We start from the raw sequence: 17,736 nt of genomic DNA, 5'->3' as shown, positions 1-17,736 counted from the left end.
CCATATAAGATGAAAACGTTTACGCCTTTAATAGTTTTATTTTTTGCTCTTACTTTTACTATATCTACATACAGCCAAACAGGTAAAGTTTTTGATAATTTAGAAATGCCTAGTAAAATATTAAAAGGAGCGCGTAAATATGCGGTTTATTTGCCACCAGATTATGAAACCTCAGAGCGGAGCTATCCTGTACTTTATTTATTACATGGTGCAGGGGATGATCAAACAGGTTGGATACAGTTTGGAGAGGTACTACGCATTACAGATGAAGCTATAAAGAATGGCTCAGCAACATCTATGATTATTATAATGCCAGATGCTAATAGTGGAGAAAGAGGTTATTTTAATGCAGGCGATTGGAAATATGAGGATTTCTTTTTTGAAGAATTTATGCCTTATGTGGAAAAAAAATATCGAATAAAAAAGGAGAAAAGATATAGAGCAGTAGCAGGTTTATCTATGGGAGGTGGCGGTAGTTTTATGTATGCACTTCGTCATCCAGAGTTATTCTCTTCTTCTTGTCCATTAAGTGCTTATGTGGGGGCTTTAACAATTGAAGATTTAAAAATGCAAATAACAAGGATGGGTAAATCCTATACAGAAGAGGAGATACAAAGTTATTTTGAAAATTATAATGCTTTAAATTTGATAGCTTCTAAGCCTGTGGAGGAAATAAAATCTGTAAAGTGGTATATAGATTGTGGCGATGATGATTTTTTATATGAAGGAAATAGTTTAGTGCATATTGCTATGAAAAAGAAGGATATTCCACATGAGTACAGAGTTCGTGAAGGTAAACATAGTTGGGTATATTGGCGATCTGCTTTACCAAGTGTGTTAGAGTTTGTTTCCGATACTTTTCATCAGAACTAATTTTTATGTAGCATGAATTTTTTAAAAGAAACCTACTATTTTGATTTTAATAGCCCTGAAATTCAGGAGTTACTATCGGAATACAAAAAAGAGCAGTTAACTAAAAAGGAAATAGCAAAAGCATTATACCTAGAAGTTCGAGATCCTTGGTGTTATGACCCTTATTATTTTAGTTTTTCTAAAGAAAAATATAAAGCTAGTACTATTGCTAAAAAAAACTAGAGAACTTATGCTTTTAAAAAACCTAGGATTTGGTTGTTTACTTGCTCTTGATGCATGGAATGTCCTAAACCTTCTGTAGTTATAAAAGTACTGTTTTTCCAATTTTTATGCACGTTTTCAGAATCTTCATAAGGTGCTATTTTATCTAATTTATCATGGAATAAAAGTCCTTTATTCGTATTGGTTTGTACATATGCTGCAGTAGAAAAATCTTTAATATAAAAATCAAAACGCTCCTTAATATAGTTTTCAAAAGCTTTTAATACTCTAGTGTTAAATTTTAAAATATTCTGGAAGTTGTTTACCAATTTATAAAATTCAGAAGGAGACCCTATGGTAACTATTTTCTCTAAGTCTTCATTATGGTTTTTATACGTATTGTAAAGAATGGTCATGCCGCCCAAAGAATGTCCAACAATATGTTTGGGACGGTGTTTTTCTACCATTTGTTGTAGAACCTCTGCATATAAGGGTACATATAAATGTTTTCCGCTAGAGTGTCCATGCCCTGGAGCATCAAAAGCAATAATATTAAATTTTTCTTCTTTTAATTTTTCGATGAGGTTTCTCCATCGAAACGTATTGCTTTCCCAACCGTGAACTAATAGTACTGTTTCTTTTTCACCAGCCCACTGATAGGTTTGTATGCTGTGTTTAGCAATAGAAAGCTGCTCTTTTTTAGCATTTTCTAAGTATTCTTTTTGATGCTCACCAACGCGACCTTTACGGATAGTACAGAAAAAATAAAATACTTTTTCCGCAGTTTTCTTGGGAGAAAAAAGTGCCATTAGATCAAAATATTTGCCGTAAGCTAATGGGATTATTTTGTATAAAAGTTTTTTCATGTGGTTACATTTAGTAACTTACTCTAGTAAGGAGAGTTAAAAGTACAAATTCATTTTATCATTTTTCAATGTTACAAATAACATATTAGGTATGGAAAAAGAAACTATTGTTGATAATCAGCGTGTTAAGACCGAAAAAAAATTAAAAAAAATGTTTGGGCATATAGATTATCGTAATCCGCCAGAGTTGTGTACCATTCGCGACGTGCTTTCTTTGTCTTCCGATAAATGGAGTACTCTTATTATTTTATATTTGGGGTACTTTCCTATTCTTCGTTTTAATAAATTAAAGAAATATGTTTACGGCATATCTAATAAAGTTTTAAGTGAGCGCCTTAAGGCATTGGAGACTTATGGGTATTTAGATAGGAAGGTATATGCCGAGGTTCCTATTCGTGTAGAATACAGTTTAACAGAATTTGGTCAAAACTATGTAGAGAAATTACTAGAGCTAACGGAATGGATGCAAAAAAATAACCCCATGATTTTAGCAAATAAAGATAAGTTTCAGATTTAAAAATAAAAAAAATTCGTTTTTTGAATAAAAAAGAATATAATATAAAAGATAAATTTATATATTTGTACTGTAATAAAAATTAATACAGTATATAAATTGGTAAAAACAAGATTTTCAATAGCATTGCATATAATGACATTATTGGCTATGTATAAGGAAGATTGGTTAACATCAAGCTTAATAGCTGGTAGTCTAAGTTGTAACCCTGTATTAGTTAGGAAAGAACTTGCAACACTTAAAGAAGGTGGTTTAATAGAAAGTAAGGAAGGTAAAAATGGCGGAATTAGAATACTTAAGAGTGCTGATAAAATTTATTTATCCGAAATTTTTAATCTTGTAAAAGGATCAGATACTGTTTTGTCTTCTTTAAAAAATAAACCAAATCCTAATTGTAGGGTAGGTAAACAAATAAATATTAAGTTAGATACTATATTAAATGATATTGATAACGCCATTAGTAATGAATTACAAAAACAAACGTTAGAAGAATTTAAAAATCAGTTTTGATTTTTTTTAACTTAAACTGTAATAAAAAAAGTTACATTTAAAAATAATACGAAGTATATGAATACACAAAACAAAACAATTAAAATTAATGGTCTTTCTATTTTTTATAGGGAGGCAGGAGCACAAAACAAAGAAAAAATTATTTTGCTACATGGTTTTCCTTCTTCCTCGTATATGTACAAAGATTTAATAAAAGAGCTTTCAACAAAATATCATCTTATTGCTCCAGATTTTCCTGGTTTTGGTCTAAGTTCAGCTCCAACAACATCAGAGTTTGATTATACATTTGATAATGTGGCTAATATAATGGAAGATTTCATAGATGCTCTTCAATTAGATTCTTTTTACCTATTTGTTCAAGATTACGGCGGACCAATAGGATATAGAATTGCAGTTAAAAGGCCTAATCTTATTAATGGATTAATTATTCAAAATGCCAATGCTTATATGGAGGGATTGGGAGAATGGGCTATGAAAATTGGGAAGTTTCAAAAAGATAAGGATACAGATGGCCTTATCAATTTTAAAAATTATTTATTGTCTTTAGATGGACTTAAAGAGCAACATCTTGGTGGAGCCTTAAAACCTTTAAGTATTGACCCTTCATACTATTTAATGGATAATGCTTTTTTAAGTAGAGCAGGTGCAAAAGAAATACAAACAGCTATGTTTTTTAATTATGGTTCAAATTTTTCGAAATATGCAGAATGGCAAAACTACTTTAAAATTCATCAACCTAAAACCTTAATTGTTTGGGGAATAAATGATAAGTTTTTTAATAAAACAGGAGGTGAAGCATATAGCAAGGATATAAAAAATATTACTTCATGTTATTTCAATGGAGGACATTTTTTGCTTAATGAATATGCCGTGGAAGTTGCAGAAAAAATAAAAGATTTTATAAACTAATAGGTATTAATTAATAAAAAATAAATTATGAAGATTACAATTATTGGAGCTGGTGGAAAAATTGGGCAAAGAATCACAAAAGAGGCCACATTAAGAAAACATAATCTAAAATTAATTAGTTCAAAAGACAATAGTTTTTTTGAATTAAATGATGCAAATATTCAAAATGGAAACATTTTTGATACTGAAAAATTAACTGAAATTATAAATGGAAGTGATGTAGTGATAAGTGCTTATGCTCCACCACATGATAATACAGATTTAATTATTGATGCCTCTAAGTCACTTGTTGAGGCAGCTAAAAGAGCTAATGTTAGATTAATTACAGTAGGTGGTGCTGGTAGTTTAAAAGTAAATGAGGATTTAGTGTTGGTTGCTACTCCTACTTTTCCCACTGAACATAAAGCTATTGCTATTTCTCATAAAAAAGCATTAGAAAATGTATATCAGAAAGAATCGGAATTAAATTGGACTAATGTATCTCCATCGGCTTATATATTTGAAGGAGAAAGAACTAATAAATTTAGAGTTGGGGATGATTATTTATTAGTTAATGAAAAAGGTGAAAGTTCTATTTCTATGGAAGATTTTGCTGTTGGAATTCTTAATGAAGTTGAGAATTATGATTTCCCAAAACAACGTTTTACAATTGGGTATTAAGCAATAAGCTTTATAGTACATTGTTTAGATACTATAGCGGTTTGGATGTAAATTTAAACCGCTTTCAACTTTTTAATTAAGTAACTTGGTATGCAAAATAAGAGTACTTATATACTATTGTATATTTCACAAAAGCATAATAATTAGAAGTCTTTATACATGCAAAAATTAAAAACTCACTACCACCCTGAGATAAAAACATTAGAAAATAAATTTGTTTTTACAAGGCTAGCAACTAGAAGTATAGCTATGAAAGGAGAAACTATTTTGTTACTTTATACAAGACGGTATAATGATTATAGTTTACCAGGTGGAGGTTTAGAAGCGGGAGAAGATAAAATTAAAGGAATGATTCGGGAGCTTATAGAAGAAACTGGTGCTAAAGATATAAGAAACATTACTCCCTTTGGAGTTTATGAAGAATACAGACCTTGGAATAAACCAAATTATGATGTGCAACATATGATTTCTTACTGCTATAAATGTGATATAAACCAAGAACTTGGCACTCCCAATATGGAGAAATATGAAACTAATAACGGTATGACGCCCTTATGGATTAATGTTAATGATGCTATTAAACATAACGAAAAAATTCTTGCAACAGGTGATAAAAAAGGAATGTCTATTGAGCGTGAAACTTTTTTATTAAAACTTATAGCTAAGAGCATGCATTAGTGGTAAGGTTCTTTCATTATAAATCCCAACCAATCATCATGTATTTAATTTTTGCCAAATCTGGAATTTGAACAGCCTCTATATTGGTATTGTTGTAGCGTACATTTTCGGGTAGTTCTTTTTTGTCTATTGTAAAATACACATCACTATCTTTTATTAAAATTAATACATTGTTTAAAGATGTAATTACTTTACGTATAGTATATTTTTCTTTAATATCTTTAAATGTACTACTAATACCTATACCATTACTTGTAGTATAGCGCGGGTCTTTTATTTGTACATTTTCAATAGTTGCAATACTATCTGTATTTGGTGTTAGTGTAAGTAAATGTTTACCACCTTTTTCAAAGATTTTTATTTTACTAGCCCCTCTTCCAAAATTGCCTCTTACGGTATCGGTTACTATAGAATCTTCGGAATAAATTAATTCTAGGTCTCTAATAAGGCTTTCCTTTTTTAGTTTACCAACTTGTTCTTCTGTTATAGAAAAAATAGGGTCATTTTCTTTTTTACATTGAATGGCAAATAATATAGAAAATAGAAATATAGTTTTTAATAAATTTCTCATAATACTTAACGAATAACTTTTTTAAGAACACCTAAAACACCACGAATAAATGTAGCACTGGTTAGTACTTTAACAATTGGATTTTGTCTTGTACTAGTTCTTCTGGAGGATGTTTTTCTACTTCTTGGTTTATTTTTTTCTTTTACTGCTTCTTTCTCTGCTTTTTCTATTTTTTCATTTAGAATTTCATAAGCACTTTCGCGGTCTATTTCTTCATTGTATTTTTTAACTAAATCTGATTTGCCAATAGCTTCTTTTAGTTCTTTAGAAGTAAGAACATCCATTCTACTCATTGGAGCTCTTAAAAGGGTAGCGGCAAGTGGGGTTGGTCTTCCTTTTTCATCTAAAGCAGAAATTAGCGCTTCCCCAATTCCTAATGAGGTTAAAACCTCTTTAGTGTCATAAAATTCTGATTCTGGATAATTTTCCGCAGTAAGTTTTATTGCTTTTCTATCTCTTGCTGTAAAAGCACGTAAGGCATGTTGTACTTTAAGGCCTAATTGCGATAATACTTCATTAGGAACATCGGTAGGGTTTTGGGTTACAAAATATAAACCTATTCCTTTAGAACGTATCAGTTTTACAATACTTTCTATTTGGTCTAGTAATGCTTTAGAAGCTTCTTTAAATATAAGGTGTGCTTCGTCTATAAACAAAACCAACTCTGGTCTATCACTATCTCCTTGTTCAGGAAAAGTAGCATAAATTTCGGCCAAAAGGCTCAGCATAAATGTGGAGAATAATTTTGGTTTATCTTGTATATCTGTTAATCTAAGAATATTTATATATCCTCTCCCATTTTCATCAATCCTAGTTAAATCTTCTACATCAAAAGATTTTTCACCAAAAAATAAGTCGGCACCCTGTTGTTCTAACTCTATAATTTTACGTAAAATAGTTCCGGTAGAGCTAGTAGAAATACGTCCATAGTCTTTAGTGAACTCTGCTTTACCAGTGCCAGTAGCATATTGTAAAACTTTTTTAAAGTCTTTAAGGTCTAATAAAGGTAGTTTCTTATCATCGCAATATTTAAAAACAACAGCAACAATTCCGGTTTGTGTTTCTGTTAAATCTAATATTCTAGAAAGTAGCGTAGGGCCAAATTCAGAAACAGTAGCTCTAAGTTTTACACCATCTTGTTCGGATAAAGAAAGTATTTCTACAGGAAAACCTTTAGCTTCAAATGGAATTCCAATTTTTTCATGACGTTCATCAATTTTAGCATGCCCAGGACTTGGTTGTTCCAAACCGCTTAAATCCCCTTTTAGATCCATAAGCATTACAGGAATACCTTTTTCAGATAGGTTCTCGGCCAAAACTTGTAAAGTTTTGGTTTTACCAGTACCCGTAGCACCAGCAATAAGACCGTGTCTGTTTAGAGTCTTTAAAGGGATTTTTACTAAAGCATTAGTTACTGCTTCGTTTTCTAACATTGCAGCGCCCATGGTAATAAAATCTCCTTTGGTAGTGTATCCTTTTTCTATATGTGCAAAGAATTCTTCTTTGGTAGCCATGAAAATTATTTTTTATAAAAATAGGGGATTTTTAGGCAATTGTAAAGTCTGTTTATATTCTAATTAACACTTTATTCTTTTAAGTTCTGGTATTTAGCGTCTTATTTGCTTGTAATTTTTTGTTAAACCTAAGAAACTTCCAATTATGAGCGCTACATAAATTATAAATCTAAGAAGTTAAATGTATCTTTGCCAAATGGTAAATGAGGATGTATTAGCATTGGTAAATAAAGGAGAAATGCTTCCTTTAATGGAAGAATTTTATACAATTCAAGGAGAAGGTTTTCATAAGGGAACCGCTGCATATTTTATACGTGTAGGAGGGTGTGATGTTGGTTGCCATTGGTGTGATGTAAAAGAAAGTTGGAATGCAGAAACGCATCCGCCAACAAAGATTGATGGTATTGCCGAGAAGGCGGCAAAATATTCGGATACTATTGTAGTTACTGGAGGAGAACCTTTAACATGGGATATGGGGCCAATAACAAAAGCATTAAAAGCTAAAAATTTACAAACCCATATAGAAACTTCTGGTGCTTATAAATTATCTGGAGAATGGGATTGGATTTGCTTATCGCCTAAAAAAAACAAATTACCTTTTGGAGAAATTTATGATAAAGCCCATGAACTAAAAGTGATTGTGTATAATAAGCACGACTTAATTTTTGCAGAAGAACAAGCGACATTAACTAATAAAGACTGTATTTTATACTTACAACCAGAATGGAGTGTAAAAGACAAAGTTGTTCCTCTTATTGTAGATTATGTAATGCAAAACCCAAAATGGAAAGTTTCTTTACAAACACATAAGTATTTGAATATACCGTAAAATTTCTTAGAAGTCCAAAGTCCAAAGTCCAAAGTCCAAAGTCCAAAGTCGAATGTCAAAAAGTTGTTTGGTTTTTGGCTCTTAGCCGTTGGTAAATAAGCAATCACTTTTATTCTAGTTACTATATTTTTTGTTGCGATTTGTATTTTACCTAACCATCAACCCTCAACTTACCTACCACCATTGGCTTTTAAATCTAAAATACATTCAGCTCCTAAGTTTTGAGCTTTAGATTTACTTGTTTTTCCGCTTTCTAGCATTTTTAAGACACTAATTCCGTCTAACCTGCAACTTGCTTGTAAGTTGTTTGTAGAATTGTTTTTAGCACTTTTGTTTGTTTGCTGAAAAGAAAGCTCGGCACGCATTAAACAACCATCTGTGGTGCAATGACTTTGAGCTTCCGGGTCTTCATGCGGGTTTACCATTTTAGTTTTTAAAGGACTTTCTGGCTCATCTTCAAAACCTAAATTTACCAGACCAAATAAGTGCCCAAATTCATGATTTAATGTTGCAGTTTCAATATCTTCCGTAGTAATAACAAAACTCCTTGCAGATAATTTTTTAATTGTTTTTTCATAAATAACCATAGAAGTATTTCGGTATACCGCTCCTAGAGTTACTAAATCCTCTTCTTCATCGTCTTCATCGGAAGGAGCATCAGCAAAATAAATATAAAAAGCCAGTGTTTTTCCATCATTATATACAGTTCTATTTTCCTGCTCTAGTTCATTTATTTCCTCTAAAGTTAGGGTTTCTTCATTCGGGGAGCTTAATTCTTTGTAAACAACTTCTATAGTTTGTTTAAAAGAATGTTCTTTTAAAAAGAGGGTTAAATTATCTATTGTAGCATCTGTAGGTTTAAAATCTTTAACGTATGCAACTTCAATTATAAGTTCATCAAAATTTTCATTAGATAAAATATCGTTTGCAGATTCTCCAGTTCCTTTAAGGTTGCCCGCTTTATTTACAAGTTTGGTAGGTTTTTCATCTTCATTATCAGATTTTTTAGAACATGAAAAAAGTAGCCCTAATACTAGTATAATACTTAAGAAACGGAATTTATTCATCTTCTAAAGATAATTGTTTTATATAAAGTCGTAACGAATAAGCTATGCTTACTATTATAAAGAAAGTGTTAAACGTGCTAAAAAATCGAAATGATCCCCTTCAAAAACTAATTCGCAATCTAAATGGTTATAATTGGCCGCTCTTTGTAGTGTATTAAAATCTAAATAGAGCCAAGGGAAAGTGTTGCTTTTTTTTCCTTTATATTCCATATGAAAACTAACCTCTCCGTAATAATCTATCCCTTCGGGAATCCAATAACCGCCATCTTCATCATCTTCATACATATAAATAATATCACTAGAATCTAATAGAATTTGTCCATTCGGTTTTAATAAGGACTTTAAGTGCGAGAAGAATTTATCTAATTTATTTACTTTTTCTGCAATACCAATTCCATTCATTAACAAAAGAAGCGTATCAAATTTTTGGCCTTTAAAATCATACAAATTAGTATGGATTGCATTTTTAACTCCTCTAAGTTCGGAAGCTTCTATTGCACCTTTCGAAAAATCTATAGATGTAACAGGTAATTCTTTGTTTTGTAGTTCTAAGCTATGACTGCCAGCACCGCAGCCTATATCTAAAATAGTTCCTTTACATAATTTTAAAGCTTTTTTTTCTAAAGCGGGCATTTCTTTAAAATTCCTAAACAAGTACGGTAATGGTAATGTATCTTCTTCTTCTAAGGATAAATATGTTGTTATATCTTCGGTATAATTTCCTTTTTGATAATCTAAAAGTGCCTGCCCGTAAATGTCATTATCCATTATATTTGTACTTTGTAACAAAAGTGAGATTTTTTATGCAGTTTAAAAAGAAACCCATGCAACAGTTAAAATATTTTTTATTATTTCTTTTATGTATTCCTGTTTTTTCTAATGCTCAAGATAAAAATACAACCGCTTTAGTAGGCAATTATTTAGAGGTAAATGGCTCCATGGGACAATATAACTTTGCTTATGATGAGTTATTAAAAATGTTGAAAGGAAGATACCCAGAGAATAATAGTAATGCAGAGGGTTGGAAATATTTAAAAGAAAACAAAACAAAAGCTGTTGGGGAAATGAAAACTTTGCTAATTCCTATTTATGAAACTAATTTTACGAAGGAAGATATTTCTAAAATGGTTTCATTTTACACTAGTGCTACAGGAAAGCAATTACTTACAGATAGGTCTAAAATGAACCCGGCACAGAAAGAGAAACTAAATACTTTTTATAATTCTGAGGTTGGAAAAAAAATCATTGAAAAGCAATCTATACTTGGAACTGAAATTTCTAAAGCATCGGAAGGGTGGAGTAGAGATTTGTATGAAACAGCTTTAAGTTTATTAAAATAATGGAACAATTTCTTAAAGAATTAGGTAAGAAGGCAGATGAAAAACAAACTGAGAACAAAAAGTTTTTTACTAAACTAAAAAAGAAAGTACCCAAGAATCTAGACTATATTATGCAAGAGTTGCATGAAGAAGAGTTTAAAAAAACAGATTGTTTAGAATGTGCAAATTGCTGTAAAACCACTGGGCCTTTGTTTACAAATGCCGATGTAGAACGTATTGCGAAACATTTTAGGCAAAAACCACAAAAATTTATAGAAAATTATTTACGTGTAGATGAGGATAATGACTATGTTTTACAACAAGTGCCTTGTGCTTTTTTAGGTGCAGATAATTATTGTTCCATTTACGATGTAAGACCCAAAGCGTGTAGAGAGTTTCCACATACCGACCGTAAAAAATTTCAGCAAATAAGTAATTTAACCATGAAAAATGTTGCTATATGCCCTGCTGCCTATAATATTGTTGAGGAAATGAAAAAGAGAATAAAATAAGTTTAAGAATAGATAAGATATTTTTTTCTAATTTTTTTGAATTTTTCTATACCGGGCTTCCAAGTTTCTTTTATTGCTTTTTCTGTTTTTTTGGCTCCAATTTGTTGTTGTAATTTTTCGGTTCCGGCGTGTTTTGTAAATCCGCTTTTTAGAAAGATGCCTTTTTCTGTATGTGCATTATTATATGCATCAATAAGCCATTTTAAAGTAACTTCATTCATAGTAGTAATATCAGAAAGGTCTTTTCCGTAACACTTAGTTCCATTTTCTTTAGGGCTTTTAGAACCAAAATTAGGTCTTGGCCAAAATTTAAAACTATACTGTGTGCTATCTAAAAAAGATGCACCATAGCGTTGAAACTGAAATTCGGTTCCTCTTCCTGCATTTATAGTAGTTCCTTCAAACAACCCAAGGCTAGGATATAAAGCAATAGAAGTTGCATTAGGTAAATTAGGAGAAGGACGTATAGGTAAATTATAAGGAGTTTTATGTGTCCAATTTTTTAGAGGAATAACCTTTAAATCTGCTTTTACACCATTAGAAAGCCAACCTTCTTCATTTATCATTTGCGCATATTCGCCAATTGTCATTCCATAAACTAACGGAATTTCTGTCATTCCCAAAAAGCTAGTATGCGCTGCTTCCATAGTTGGGCCATCTATATAATGTGCGTTTGGATTAGGGCGATCCAAAACTAAAACAGGAATATTATTTTCTGCACAAGCTTCTATAACTAATTGTAATGTGGCAATGTATGTGTAAAAACGAACACCAACATCTTGAATGTCAAAAACAACAATATCTAAATTTTCTAGTTGTTTTTTTGTTGGTTTTCTGTTTTTTCCATGAAGCGATAGTATAGGTAAACCTGTTTTAGTATCTACGCTATTTTTAACTTTCTCACCAGCATCTGCCTTACCACGAAAACCATGTTCTGGAGAAAAAACAGTCTTAATTGTAATAGAATGGTTAATAAGAGAATCTACTAGATGGGTATAACCATTTTTTTTAAATACCACACTAGTTTGGTTAGCAACTATGCCTACTTTCTTGTCTTTTAGTAATGGAAGGTAATCTGTTGTGCGGTTTGCAGCAACTAGGATAGAGTCTTTTTGGGTGTTGGCAACAGCAAAATCTTTATTCTTTTTGTTAGAATCGGATGTTTTTCCTTGGTTTCCGCATGCTGTAAATACAAAAAACCATAATAAAAATGTACTTTTGATACTTGGTAAAAACATCATAATTTGAATTTAGAATACTTTATAGCCAAACGACTTATTAAAGGTAAGGAGCATAAAATTAGTATATCTGCACCAATAATAAAAATTGCAATTGCAGCAATTTCTTTGGGAGTTATTATGATGTTAATTGCTATAGCAACAGGGGTAGGACTTAAGCATAAAATAAGAGAAAAAATTACCGCTTTTAATGGGCATATTCAAATTTATAATTACGATAATAATGCTTCCGAAGTTTCTGTAGTTCCCGTTTCTTTAGAGCAAGAATTTTACCCAGAGTTTAAAAATATTTCAGGAATTTCTCATGTGCAAGCTGTAGCAACTAAAGGAGGTATTATTCGGTTAGAAGACACTTTTGAAGGAATTATTGCTAAAGGTATAGGAACAGATTTTAATAGTACTGTATTTAAAGAATATATTATAGAAGGGAGTATGCCCAATTATAATGGAGATTTAAATAGCGATGCCCTTGTTTCTAAAATAATGGCTAATAGACTACAATTAAAAATTGGAGATACTTTTCCTGCAATATTTTTGAAAGATGATGATCCTTCTAAAATTCCAAACCAAAGAAAATTTAAAGTTTCCGGTATTTATGATAGCGGGTTTGAAGAGTTTGATGGCACCTATATTTTTGTAGACATACGCCATATTCAACGCATGAATAAATGGGAAACAAACGAAATTGGTAATTTTGAGGTGTTTCTTGATGATTTTGATACTATAAAGGAAAAAAGTAATGAAATTTACGGTCAAACACTTTCCAATTTAGATACCCAAAATATTACAGATAAATACTATAAGATTTTTGAGTGGATTGGTTTATTTGATTTTAATATTGCTATAATCATTGGTATTATGATACTAGTAGGCGGTATTAATATGATAACAGCATTGTTAGTCTTAATACTAGAACGCTCACAAATGATTGGTGTTTTAAAAGCACTTGGCTCTAGTAATTGGAGTATTCGTAAAATATTTTTATACAATGCGGCTTATTTAATTGGTGTAGGATTATTTTGGGGAAACCTAATTGCGTTGAGTTTTTTATGGGCCCAAGAAAAATACCATCTTTTTAAATTCCCAAACCCTGAGGAATATTATATAGAATACATACCAGTACACATAGATTTTTTTAGTGTCTGTATCCTAAATCTTGGAGTACTATTATTGTGCTTGCTTATGTTGTTATTACCATCCTATATTATCACAAAAATTTCTCCAGTAAAGGCTATTAAATACGAATAGATTGTTCATAATAGCCACAAAATTAAGAAAACATAATGTGTGGTTTATTTATGAAATATATGAAATATTGTGTATTTTTTAATTAAATATTTAAAATATTTGCAATATTTTAATAATAATCGTAAATTTTAATACAATTAGGTAGTTTGTTATTTGTAAAAGATAGTCTCTTTAATGATATTGTAAATACTATTTTAAATAATGAATGTCTTACAAATTTATTTTTTTAAATTTTAACTAATACCACTACTTTTTTTTAAAATTTTATTTTAAAACTCTTAAAATTATAGCCTTAAATAGTTGTTAAATAGAGTCTTATAATTTTTAAGATTATTAGGTAAAAATTATATAAAAAGTAATTAGTATTTATTTTCTCAGTTTAAAAAACTGTAGGTATTTTTGAAGGAATATTCTTATAAACTATATCTAGTTAACACTCAAATATGGACTTTAAATTTGTAATATGGTAGAACTTATTTTAGGAAATCAGATTGTAAAAATTGATGCAGGAGAGTTGGTTAGTTACCAAGTAAATGGCTATGAGGTAATACATCAAAAAGGGACTCCAGGATGGCGAAATTCTGATACAGAAATGTTTCCTATTATAGGACCAACAAATGAAGCTTGTTTTAAAGTAGAAACACCTAAAGGATCAGCAACTCAAGATCAGCATGGTTTATTACGAGAAATGGTTTATGGCCGTATGGAGGTAACCTCTACTATGGCAACATTTAAAAAAGAATATTTTCCAGGTAAAGTTGTAAAAAACTCAAAATACCCTAGTAAATCTAATGTAGAGTTTTTATCCTGGCCTTATAACTTTAGTTTTTTAAAAGTTTTTAATTTGTCTGATACAGGACTAGAAATAAAATTTATAATTAATGGTGATAAAGGAATGCCATATATGTTAGGATACCACCCTGCTTTTAAAATTCATTCCAGTAATCCGGAAATTATTGCAAATAATACAAAGATTACATTGCCAGAAGTATTAAAAGTTGGTAGTAGAGCATTACCTATAGTAGATTGCGATACAATAACTTTAGTTGACGAAAAAAAAGTAGAGATAAAGACACAGGGATTTAGTAATTTTATGCTTTGGACAGAAGTATCTAACATGCTTTGTGTGGAACCTATATCTTTTTACCCTTATGCTGTTTCGCAAGATGATTTACACCATGGGTTTAAAACACAAGAAGCAAAGGAAGATACTTTTAAAGTCCACATAAAAGTATTTTAAATTATATAAATTGAGTAGTTACCAAAAAACCTTTTCTTTTTTCTTTTTATTATTTGTTTTTTGGAGCTGTAGAGATAAAGTTTCCGAAAGAATAATTTCTCCAAATAAAGAAATAGATACCATTGTATTTGCAGCCTTACCCAGAACGGTAAAAAGCCCAATAAATAATAAAAATACTAAAGATAAAGTTGCTTTAGGGAAGTTATTATTTTATGATCCAATTTTGTCGGGAAGTAAAGATATTGCTTGTGTAACTTGCCATCATCCTAGTACTGGCTACGCAGAGTTTTTAGACGTATCTATAGGAACTAATGCTAAAGGTTTTGGAAGCAAAAGGGTATTTAACTCTCCCAATACAATACCATTTGTAAAAAGAAATGCACATACTGTTTTAAATACTGCTTTTAATGGGTTGGGGCAAGATTTAGAGTATGATCCAGAAAATGCCCCTATGTTTTGGGATTTAAGGGCTAATAGTTTAGAAGAGCAAGCTTTAATGCCAATTAAAACTCTAGAGGAAATGCGAGGTTCTAAATTTACAGAAGAAACTATTTTACCAGAAGTAGTAAAAAGGCTGAAGCAAATTCCAGAGTATAAAAAACTTTTTAAAAATGCTTTTAGTGAAGAGAATGCAATAAGCGAAGAGAATTTAGGAAAAGCAATTGCAGCTTTTGAAAGAACTTTGGTAGCAACTAACTCTAGATTTGATCAATATATGCGGGAAGATGAAAATGCCATACTCTTATCAGAAAAAGAAGGTTTTTCTCTATTTAAACAAGTTGGTTGCGCAAATTGCCATAATGGTCCAATGTTTTCAGATTATAAAGAACATGTTTTGGGAGTTCCAGAAAATATAAAAATAAAAGAGATAGATAGTGGCGTAAATAGGAGTTATGCTTTTAGAACACCAACTTTGCGTAATTTAAGATTTACTGCTCCTTATATGCATAATGGAAGTTTTTTAAGCCTTCAGAAAGTGTTAGAATTTTATGAAGATATTTCCAATAATAAAACAATAAATAAAAACGTATCTCCTAAAAATTACGACCCTTTTATTAAGCAATTAAATTTATCAGTAAAAGAAATGTCTCTTATAATATCGTTCTTAAATACGTTAAACGATACAGATTTTGATAAGGAGATTCCAGAAAAAGTGCCTAGTGGTTTGCCAGTAGGAGGAAATATTAAGTAATCGTTTTCGTAGAATAGCTTAAATTTGTAGAATGTTTAAATTTTTTCCATTTCTGCAATGGTTAGGAACCTACAAAAAAGCTTATCTATCTAAAGATATAATTGCTGGGCTTACTGTTGGTATTATTCTTATACCGCAAGGTATGGCGTATGCTATGATTGCTGGTTTACCCCCTGTATACGGTTTATATGCATCTTTATTACCAATATTAACTTACGTTTTTTTGGGAACATCAAGACAGGTAGCCGTAGGGCCTGTTGCTATGGATTCTCTTTTGGTAGCTGCCAGTTTAGGTACTTTAGCAATAACTAGTATAGAAAATTATATTGCCATGGTAATTGTTCTTGCATTTTTAGTAGGAGCAACGCAAGTGCTGTTAGGTGTTTTTAAAATGGGTTTTTTAGTAAACTATTTATCAAGACCTGTTATAAGCGGTTTTACTTCTGCTGCAGCATTAATTATCATTTTTAGTCAAATAAAACATTTACTAGGAATAAAAGTAGAAAGAGCAACCTATTTTCATGAACTATTAGTTAATGTTTTTTCTAAAATTTCGGAAACAAATAAATTCGATTTACTAATAGGTATAATAGGAATACTATTAATTATTCTACTTAAAAAAATAAATAAAAAAATACCATCCATACTTATAGTAGTAATTATAGGAATTGCAACCGTTTACTTTTTTAATTTAGAAAATTTTGGAGTTAGTTTGGTAGGGAAAGTACCAAGTGGTTTACCTTCTTTTAAACTACCTAATATTAGTTTAACAGTAGTGAAAGACTTATGGGTAATGGCAATAGCATTAGCAATGGTGGGTTATTTAGAGGCTATTTCTATAGGTAAAGCTATAGAAGAAAAAACAGGTGAAGAAACTATAGATGCTAATAAAGAATTAATAGCAATTGGTTCTTCTAATGTAATAGGCTCCTTTTTTCAGGCTTACCCCGTAACTGCAAGTTTTTCTAGGTCGGCTATAAATAGTGAAGCCGGAGCAAAAACTAATTTGGCAGCATTGTTTTCTGTAGTAATGGTGGTAATAACGTTACTATATTTAACTCCAGTATTTTATTATTTACCTAAAGCTGTTTTGGCAAGTATAATAATGGTTTCTGTTTTTGGTTTAATAGATTTGGAATACGCCAAAAGGTTATTAAAGCATAGAAAAGATGAATTTTTTGTACTGCTAATTACTTTTTTTATAACACTTTTTATAGGTATTAAAGAGGGAATCTTAGTAGGGGTCCTAATTTCACTTTTATTAATGGTATACCGTACTTCTAATCCACATTTTGCTGTTCTAGGAAATATAAAAGGAACAGAATACTATAGAAACATTAATAGATTTGGAGAAGATGTTTTTATACAAGACAATTTATTAATAGTTCGTTTTGATGCACAATTATATTTTGCAAATGCATCCTATTTTAAAAAGGAAATTTATAAATGTATAGAAACAAAAGGCGCAAATTTAAGGGGTATTATTTTAAATGCAGAAGCAATTAATTATATAGATTCTACAGCAGCTAATATGCTAAAGAAGTTAATAAAAGAATTAGAAAGTAAACACATAAACTTTTATATAGCAGGTGCTATAGGGCCTACAAGAGATATATTATATTCTAGCGGGATTATAGAAGTTTTAAAAAGAGAAAATTTATTTGTAAAAACTAATGAAGCTGTATTACAATTTAATAATCCAAAAAGAGAGACAGGATTGGGTTTTAAAATAGCCCACCAGAATAGGATGAACAGTGACTAATGTTACAAAAGAAGATTAAATTAATTTATAGTT

At 30.5% G+C, this 17,736-nt stretch carries 20 protein-coding genes; 14 read left to right on the top strand and 6 right to left on the bottom strand.

What is annotated here, in order from left to right:
- The first annotated feature begins 9 nt into the window (after positions 1 to 9).
- The gene (locus CLV91_RS12775) at positions 10 to 873 is read left to right on the top strand and encodes an alpha/beta hydrolase (protein ID WP_170146755.1); all 864 of its coding nucleotides are present in this window, start codon (positions 10 to 12) and stop codon (positions 871 to 873) included.
- A gap of 12 nt (positions 874 to 885) precedes the next feature.
- Positions 886 to 1,095 carry a hypothetical protein gene (locus CLV91_RS12770; protein WP_121068563.1) on the top strand — a complete coding sequence of 70 codons (210 nt, stop codon included), beginning with the start codon at positions 886 to 888 and terminating at the stop codon, positions 1,093 to 1,095.
- 5 nt (positions 1,096 to 1,100) lie between these two features.
- Here the strand turns inward: CLV91_RS12770 and CLV91_RS12765 are convergent, their stop codons facing one another.
- Complete coding sequence (locus CLV91_RS12765; protein WP_121068561.1) at positions 1,101 to 1,940, bottom strand: alpha/beta fold hydrolase; 840 nt, start codon at positions 1,938 to 1,940, stop codon at positions 1,101 to 1,103.
- Between the two features lie 91 nt (positions 1,941 to 2,031).
- On the opposite strand from CLV91_RS12765, the gene CLV91_RS12760 reads away from it, so the two are divergent.
- The 5 genes from CLV91_RS12760 to CLV91_RS12740 all read left to right on the top strand — a co-directional run bounded on the left by CLV91_RS12760 (position 2,032) and on the right by CLV91_RS12740 (position 5,211).
- Positions 2,032 to 2,457, top strand: coding sequence for a winged helix-turn-helix transcriptional regulator (locus tag CLV91_RS12760; protein ID WP_121068559.1), 426 nt, complete (start codon positions 2,032 to 2,034; stop codon positions 2,455 to 2,457).
- A 96-nt stretch (positions 2,458 to 2,553) separates the two neighbouring features.
- The gene (locus tag CLV91_RS12755; RefSeq protein ID WP_147406422.1) at positions 2,554 to 2,964 is read left to right on the top strand and encodes an Rrf2 family transcriptional regulator; all 411 of its coding nucleotides are present in this window, start codon (positions 2,554 to 2,556) and stop codon (positions 2,962 to 2,964) included.
- A gap of 57 nt (positions 2,965 to 3,021) precedes the next feature.
- Complete coding sequence (locus CLV91_RS12750; RefSeq protein WP_121068555.1) at positions 3,022 to 3,873, top strand: alpha/beta fold hydrolase; 852 nt, start codon at positions 3,022 to 3,024, stop codon at positions 3,871 to 3,873.
- A 27-nt stretch (positions 3,874 to 3,900) separates the two neighbouring features.
- Positions 3,901 to 4,533 (top strand): NAD(P)-dependent oxidoreductase, encoded by a 633-nt coding sequence (locus CLV91_RS12745; protein ID WP_121068553.1) that lies wholly within the window; start codon positions 3,901 to 3,903, stop codon positions 4,531 to 4,533.
- A gap of 159 nt (positions 4,534 to 4,692) precedes the next feature.
- Entirely contained in the window at positions 4,693 to 5,211 is a 519-nt protein-coding gene (locus CLV91_RS12740) for an NUDIX hydrolase (RefSeq protein ID WP_121068551.1), read from the top strand.
- 16 nt (positions 5,212 to 5,227) lie between these two features.
- On the opposite strand, the gene CLV91_RS12735 is transcribed toward CLV91_RS12740, so the two are convergent.
- Together CLV91_RS12735 and CLV91_RS12730 are read right to left on the bottom strand one after the other, a co-directional pair.
- On the bottom strand, positions 5,228 to 5,782 hold the full coding sequence (locus CLV91_RS12735) for a hypothetical protein (protein ID WP_121068549.1): 555 nt from the start codon (positions 5,780 to 5,782) through the stop codon (positions 5,228 to 5,230).
- Positions 5,783 to 5,787: 5 nt separating this feature from the next.
- Positions 5,788 to 7,296, bottom strand: a complete 1,509-nt coding sequence (locus CLV91_RS12730; protein ID WP_121068547.1) for a helicase HerA-like domain-containing protein — start codon at positions 7,294 to 7,296, stop codon at positions 5,788 to 5,790.
- Positions 7,297 to 7,492: 196 nt separating this feature from the next.
- Between CLV91_RS12730 and CLV91_RS12725 the strand changes: the two genes are divergently transcribed.
- Positions 7,493 to 8,125, top strand: coding sequence for a 7-carboxy-7-deazaguanine synthase QueE (locus CLV91_RS12725; protein ID WP_121068545.1), 633 nt, complete (start codon positions 7,493 to 7,495; stop codon positions 8,123 to 8,125).
- 170 nt (positions 8,126 to 8,295) lie between these two features.
- Here CLV91_RS12725 and CLV91_RS12720 read toward each other — a convergent pair whose 3' ends face one another.
- Positions 8,296 to 9,192 (bottom strand): hypothetical protein, encoded by an 897-nt coding sequence (locus CLV91_RS12720; RefSeq protein ID WP_121068543.1) that lies wholly within the window; start codon positions 9,190 to 9,192, stop codon positions 8,296 to 8,298.
- Positions 9,193 to 9,246: 54 nt separating this feature from the next.
- On the bottom strand, positions 9,247 to 9,960 hold the full coding sequence (locus CLV91_RS12715; RefSeq protein ID WP_121068541.1) for a class I SAM-dependent methyltransferase: 714 nt from the start codon (positions 9,958 to 9,960) through the stop codon (positions 9,247 to 9,249).
- A 56-nt stretch (positions 9,961 to 10,016) separates the two neighbouring features.
- Here CLV91_RS12715 and CLV91_RS12710 point away from each other — a divergent pair, with 56 nt between their 5' ends.
- Complete coding sequence (locus tag CLV91_RS12710; protein ID WP_170146754.1) at positions 10,017 to 10,532, top strand: DUF2059 domain-containing protein; 516 nt, start codon at positions 10,017 to 10,019, stop codon at positions 10,530 to 10,532.
- Positions 10,532 to 11,023, top strand: a complete 492-nt coding sequence (locus CLV91_RS12705) for a YkgJ family cysteine cluster protein (protein ID WP_121068537.1) — start codon at positions 10,532 to 10,534, stop codon at positions 11,021 to 11,023. Before CLV91_RS12710 ends, CLV91_RS12705 begins: the two co-directional genes overlap by 1 nt.
- A 2-nt stretch (positions 11,024 to 11,025) precedes the next feature.
- Here the strand turns inward: CLV91_RS12705 and CLV91_RS12700 are convergent, their stop codons facing one another.
- Entirely contained in the window at positions 11,026 to 12,264 is a 1,239-nt protein-coding gene (locus CLV91_RS12700; protein ID WP_121068535.1) for an exo-beta-N-acetylmuramidase NamZ family protein, read from the bottom strand.
- A 3-nt stretch (positions 12,265 to 12,267) separates the two neighbouring features.
- Here CLV91_RS12700 and CLV91_RS12695 point away from each other — a divergent pair, with 3 nt between their 5' ends.
- From CLV91_RS12695 to CLV91_RS12680, 4 genes are all read left to right on the top strand, one after another.
- The gene (locus CLV91_RS12695) at positions 12,268 to 13,509 is read left to right on the top strand and encodes an ABC transporter permease (RefSeq protein WP_121068533.1); all 1,242 of its coding nucleotides are present in this window, start codon (positions 12,268 to 12,270) and stop codon (positions 13,507 to 13,509) included.
- 463 nt (positions 13,510 to 13,972) lie between these two features.
- Positions 13,973 to 14,749: an aldose epimerase family protein gene (locus CLV91_RS12690; RefSeq protein WP_121068532.1), complete on the top strand. Its 777-nt coding sequence runs from the start codon at positions 13,973 to 13,975 to the stop codon at positions 14,747 to 14,749.
- A gap of 10 nt (positions 14,750 to 14,759) precedes the next feature.
- On the top strand, positions 14,760 to 15,941 hold the full coding sequence (locus CLV91_RS12685) for a cytochrome-c peroxidase (RefSeq protein ID WP_121068530.1): 1,182 nt from the start codon (positions 14,760 to 14,762) through the stop codon (positions 15,939 to 15,941).
- Between the two features lie 31 nt (positions 15,942 to 15,972).
- The gene (locus CLV91_RS12680; protein ID WP_121068528.1) at positions 15,973 to 17,703 is read left to right on the top strand and encodes a SulP family inorganic anion transporter; all 1,731 of its coding nucleotides are present in this window, start codon (positions 15,973 to 15,975) and stop codon (positions 17,701 to 17,703) included.
- The last annotated feature ends 33 nt before the right edge of the window (positions 17,704 to 17,736 follow it).

This window comes from Maribacter vaceletii, from assembly GCF_003634105.1.
GTDB classification, from domain to species: domain Bacteria; phylum Bacteroidota; class Bacteroidia; order Flavobacteriales; family Flavobacteriaceae; genus Maribacter_B; species Maribacter_B vaceletii.
The sequence above is the reverse complement of the archived record's forward strand: the minus strand, read 5'-3'. Positions and strand labels throughout refer to the sequence as shown.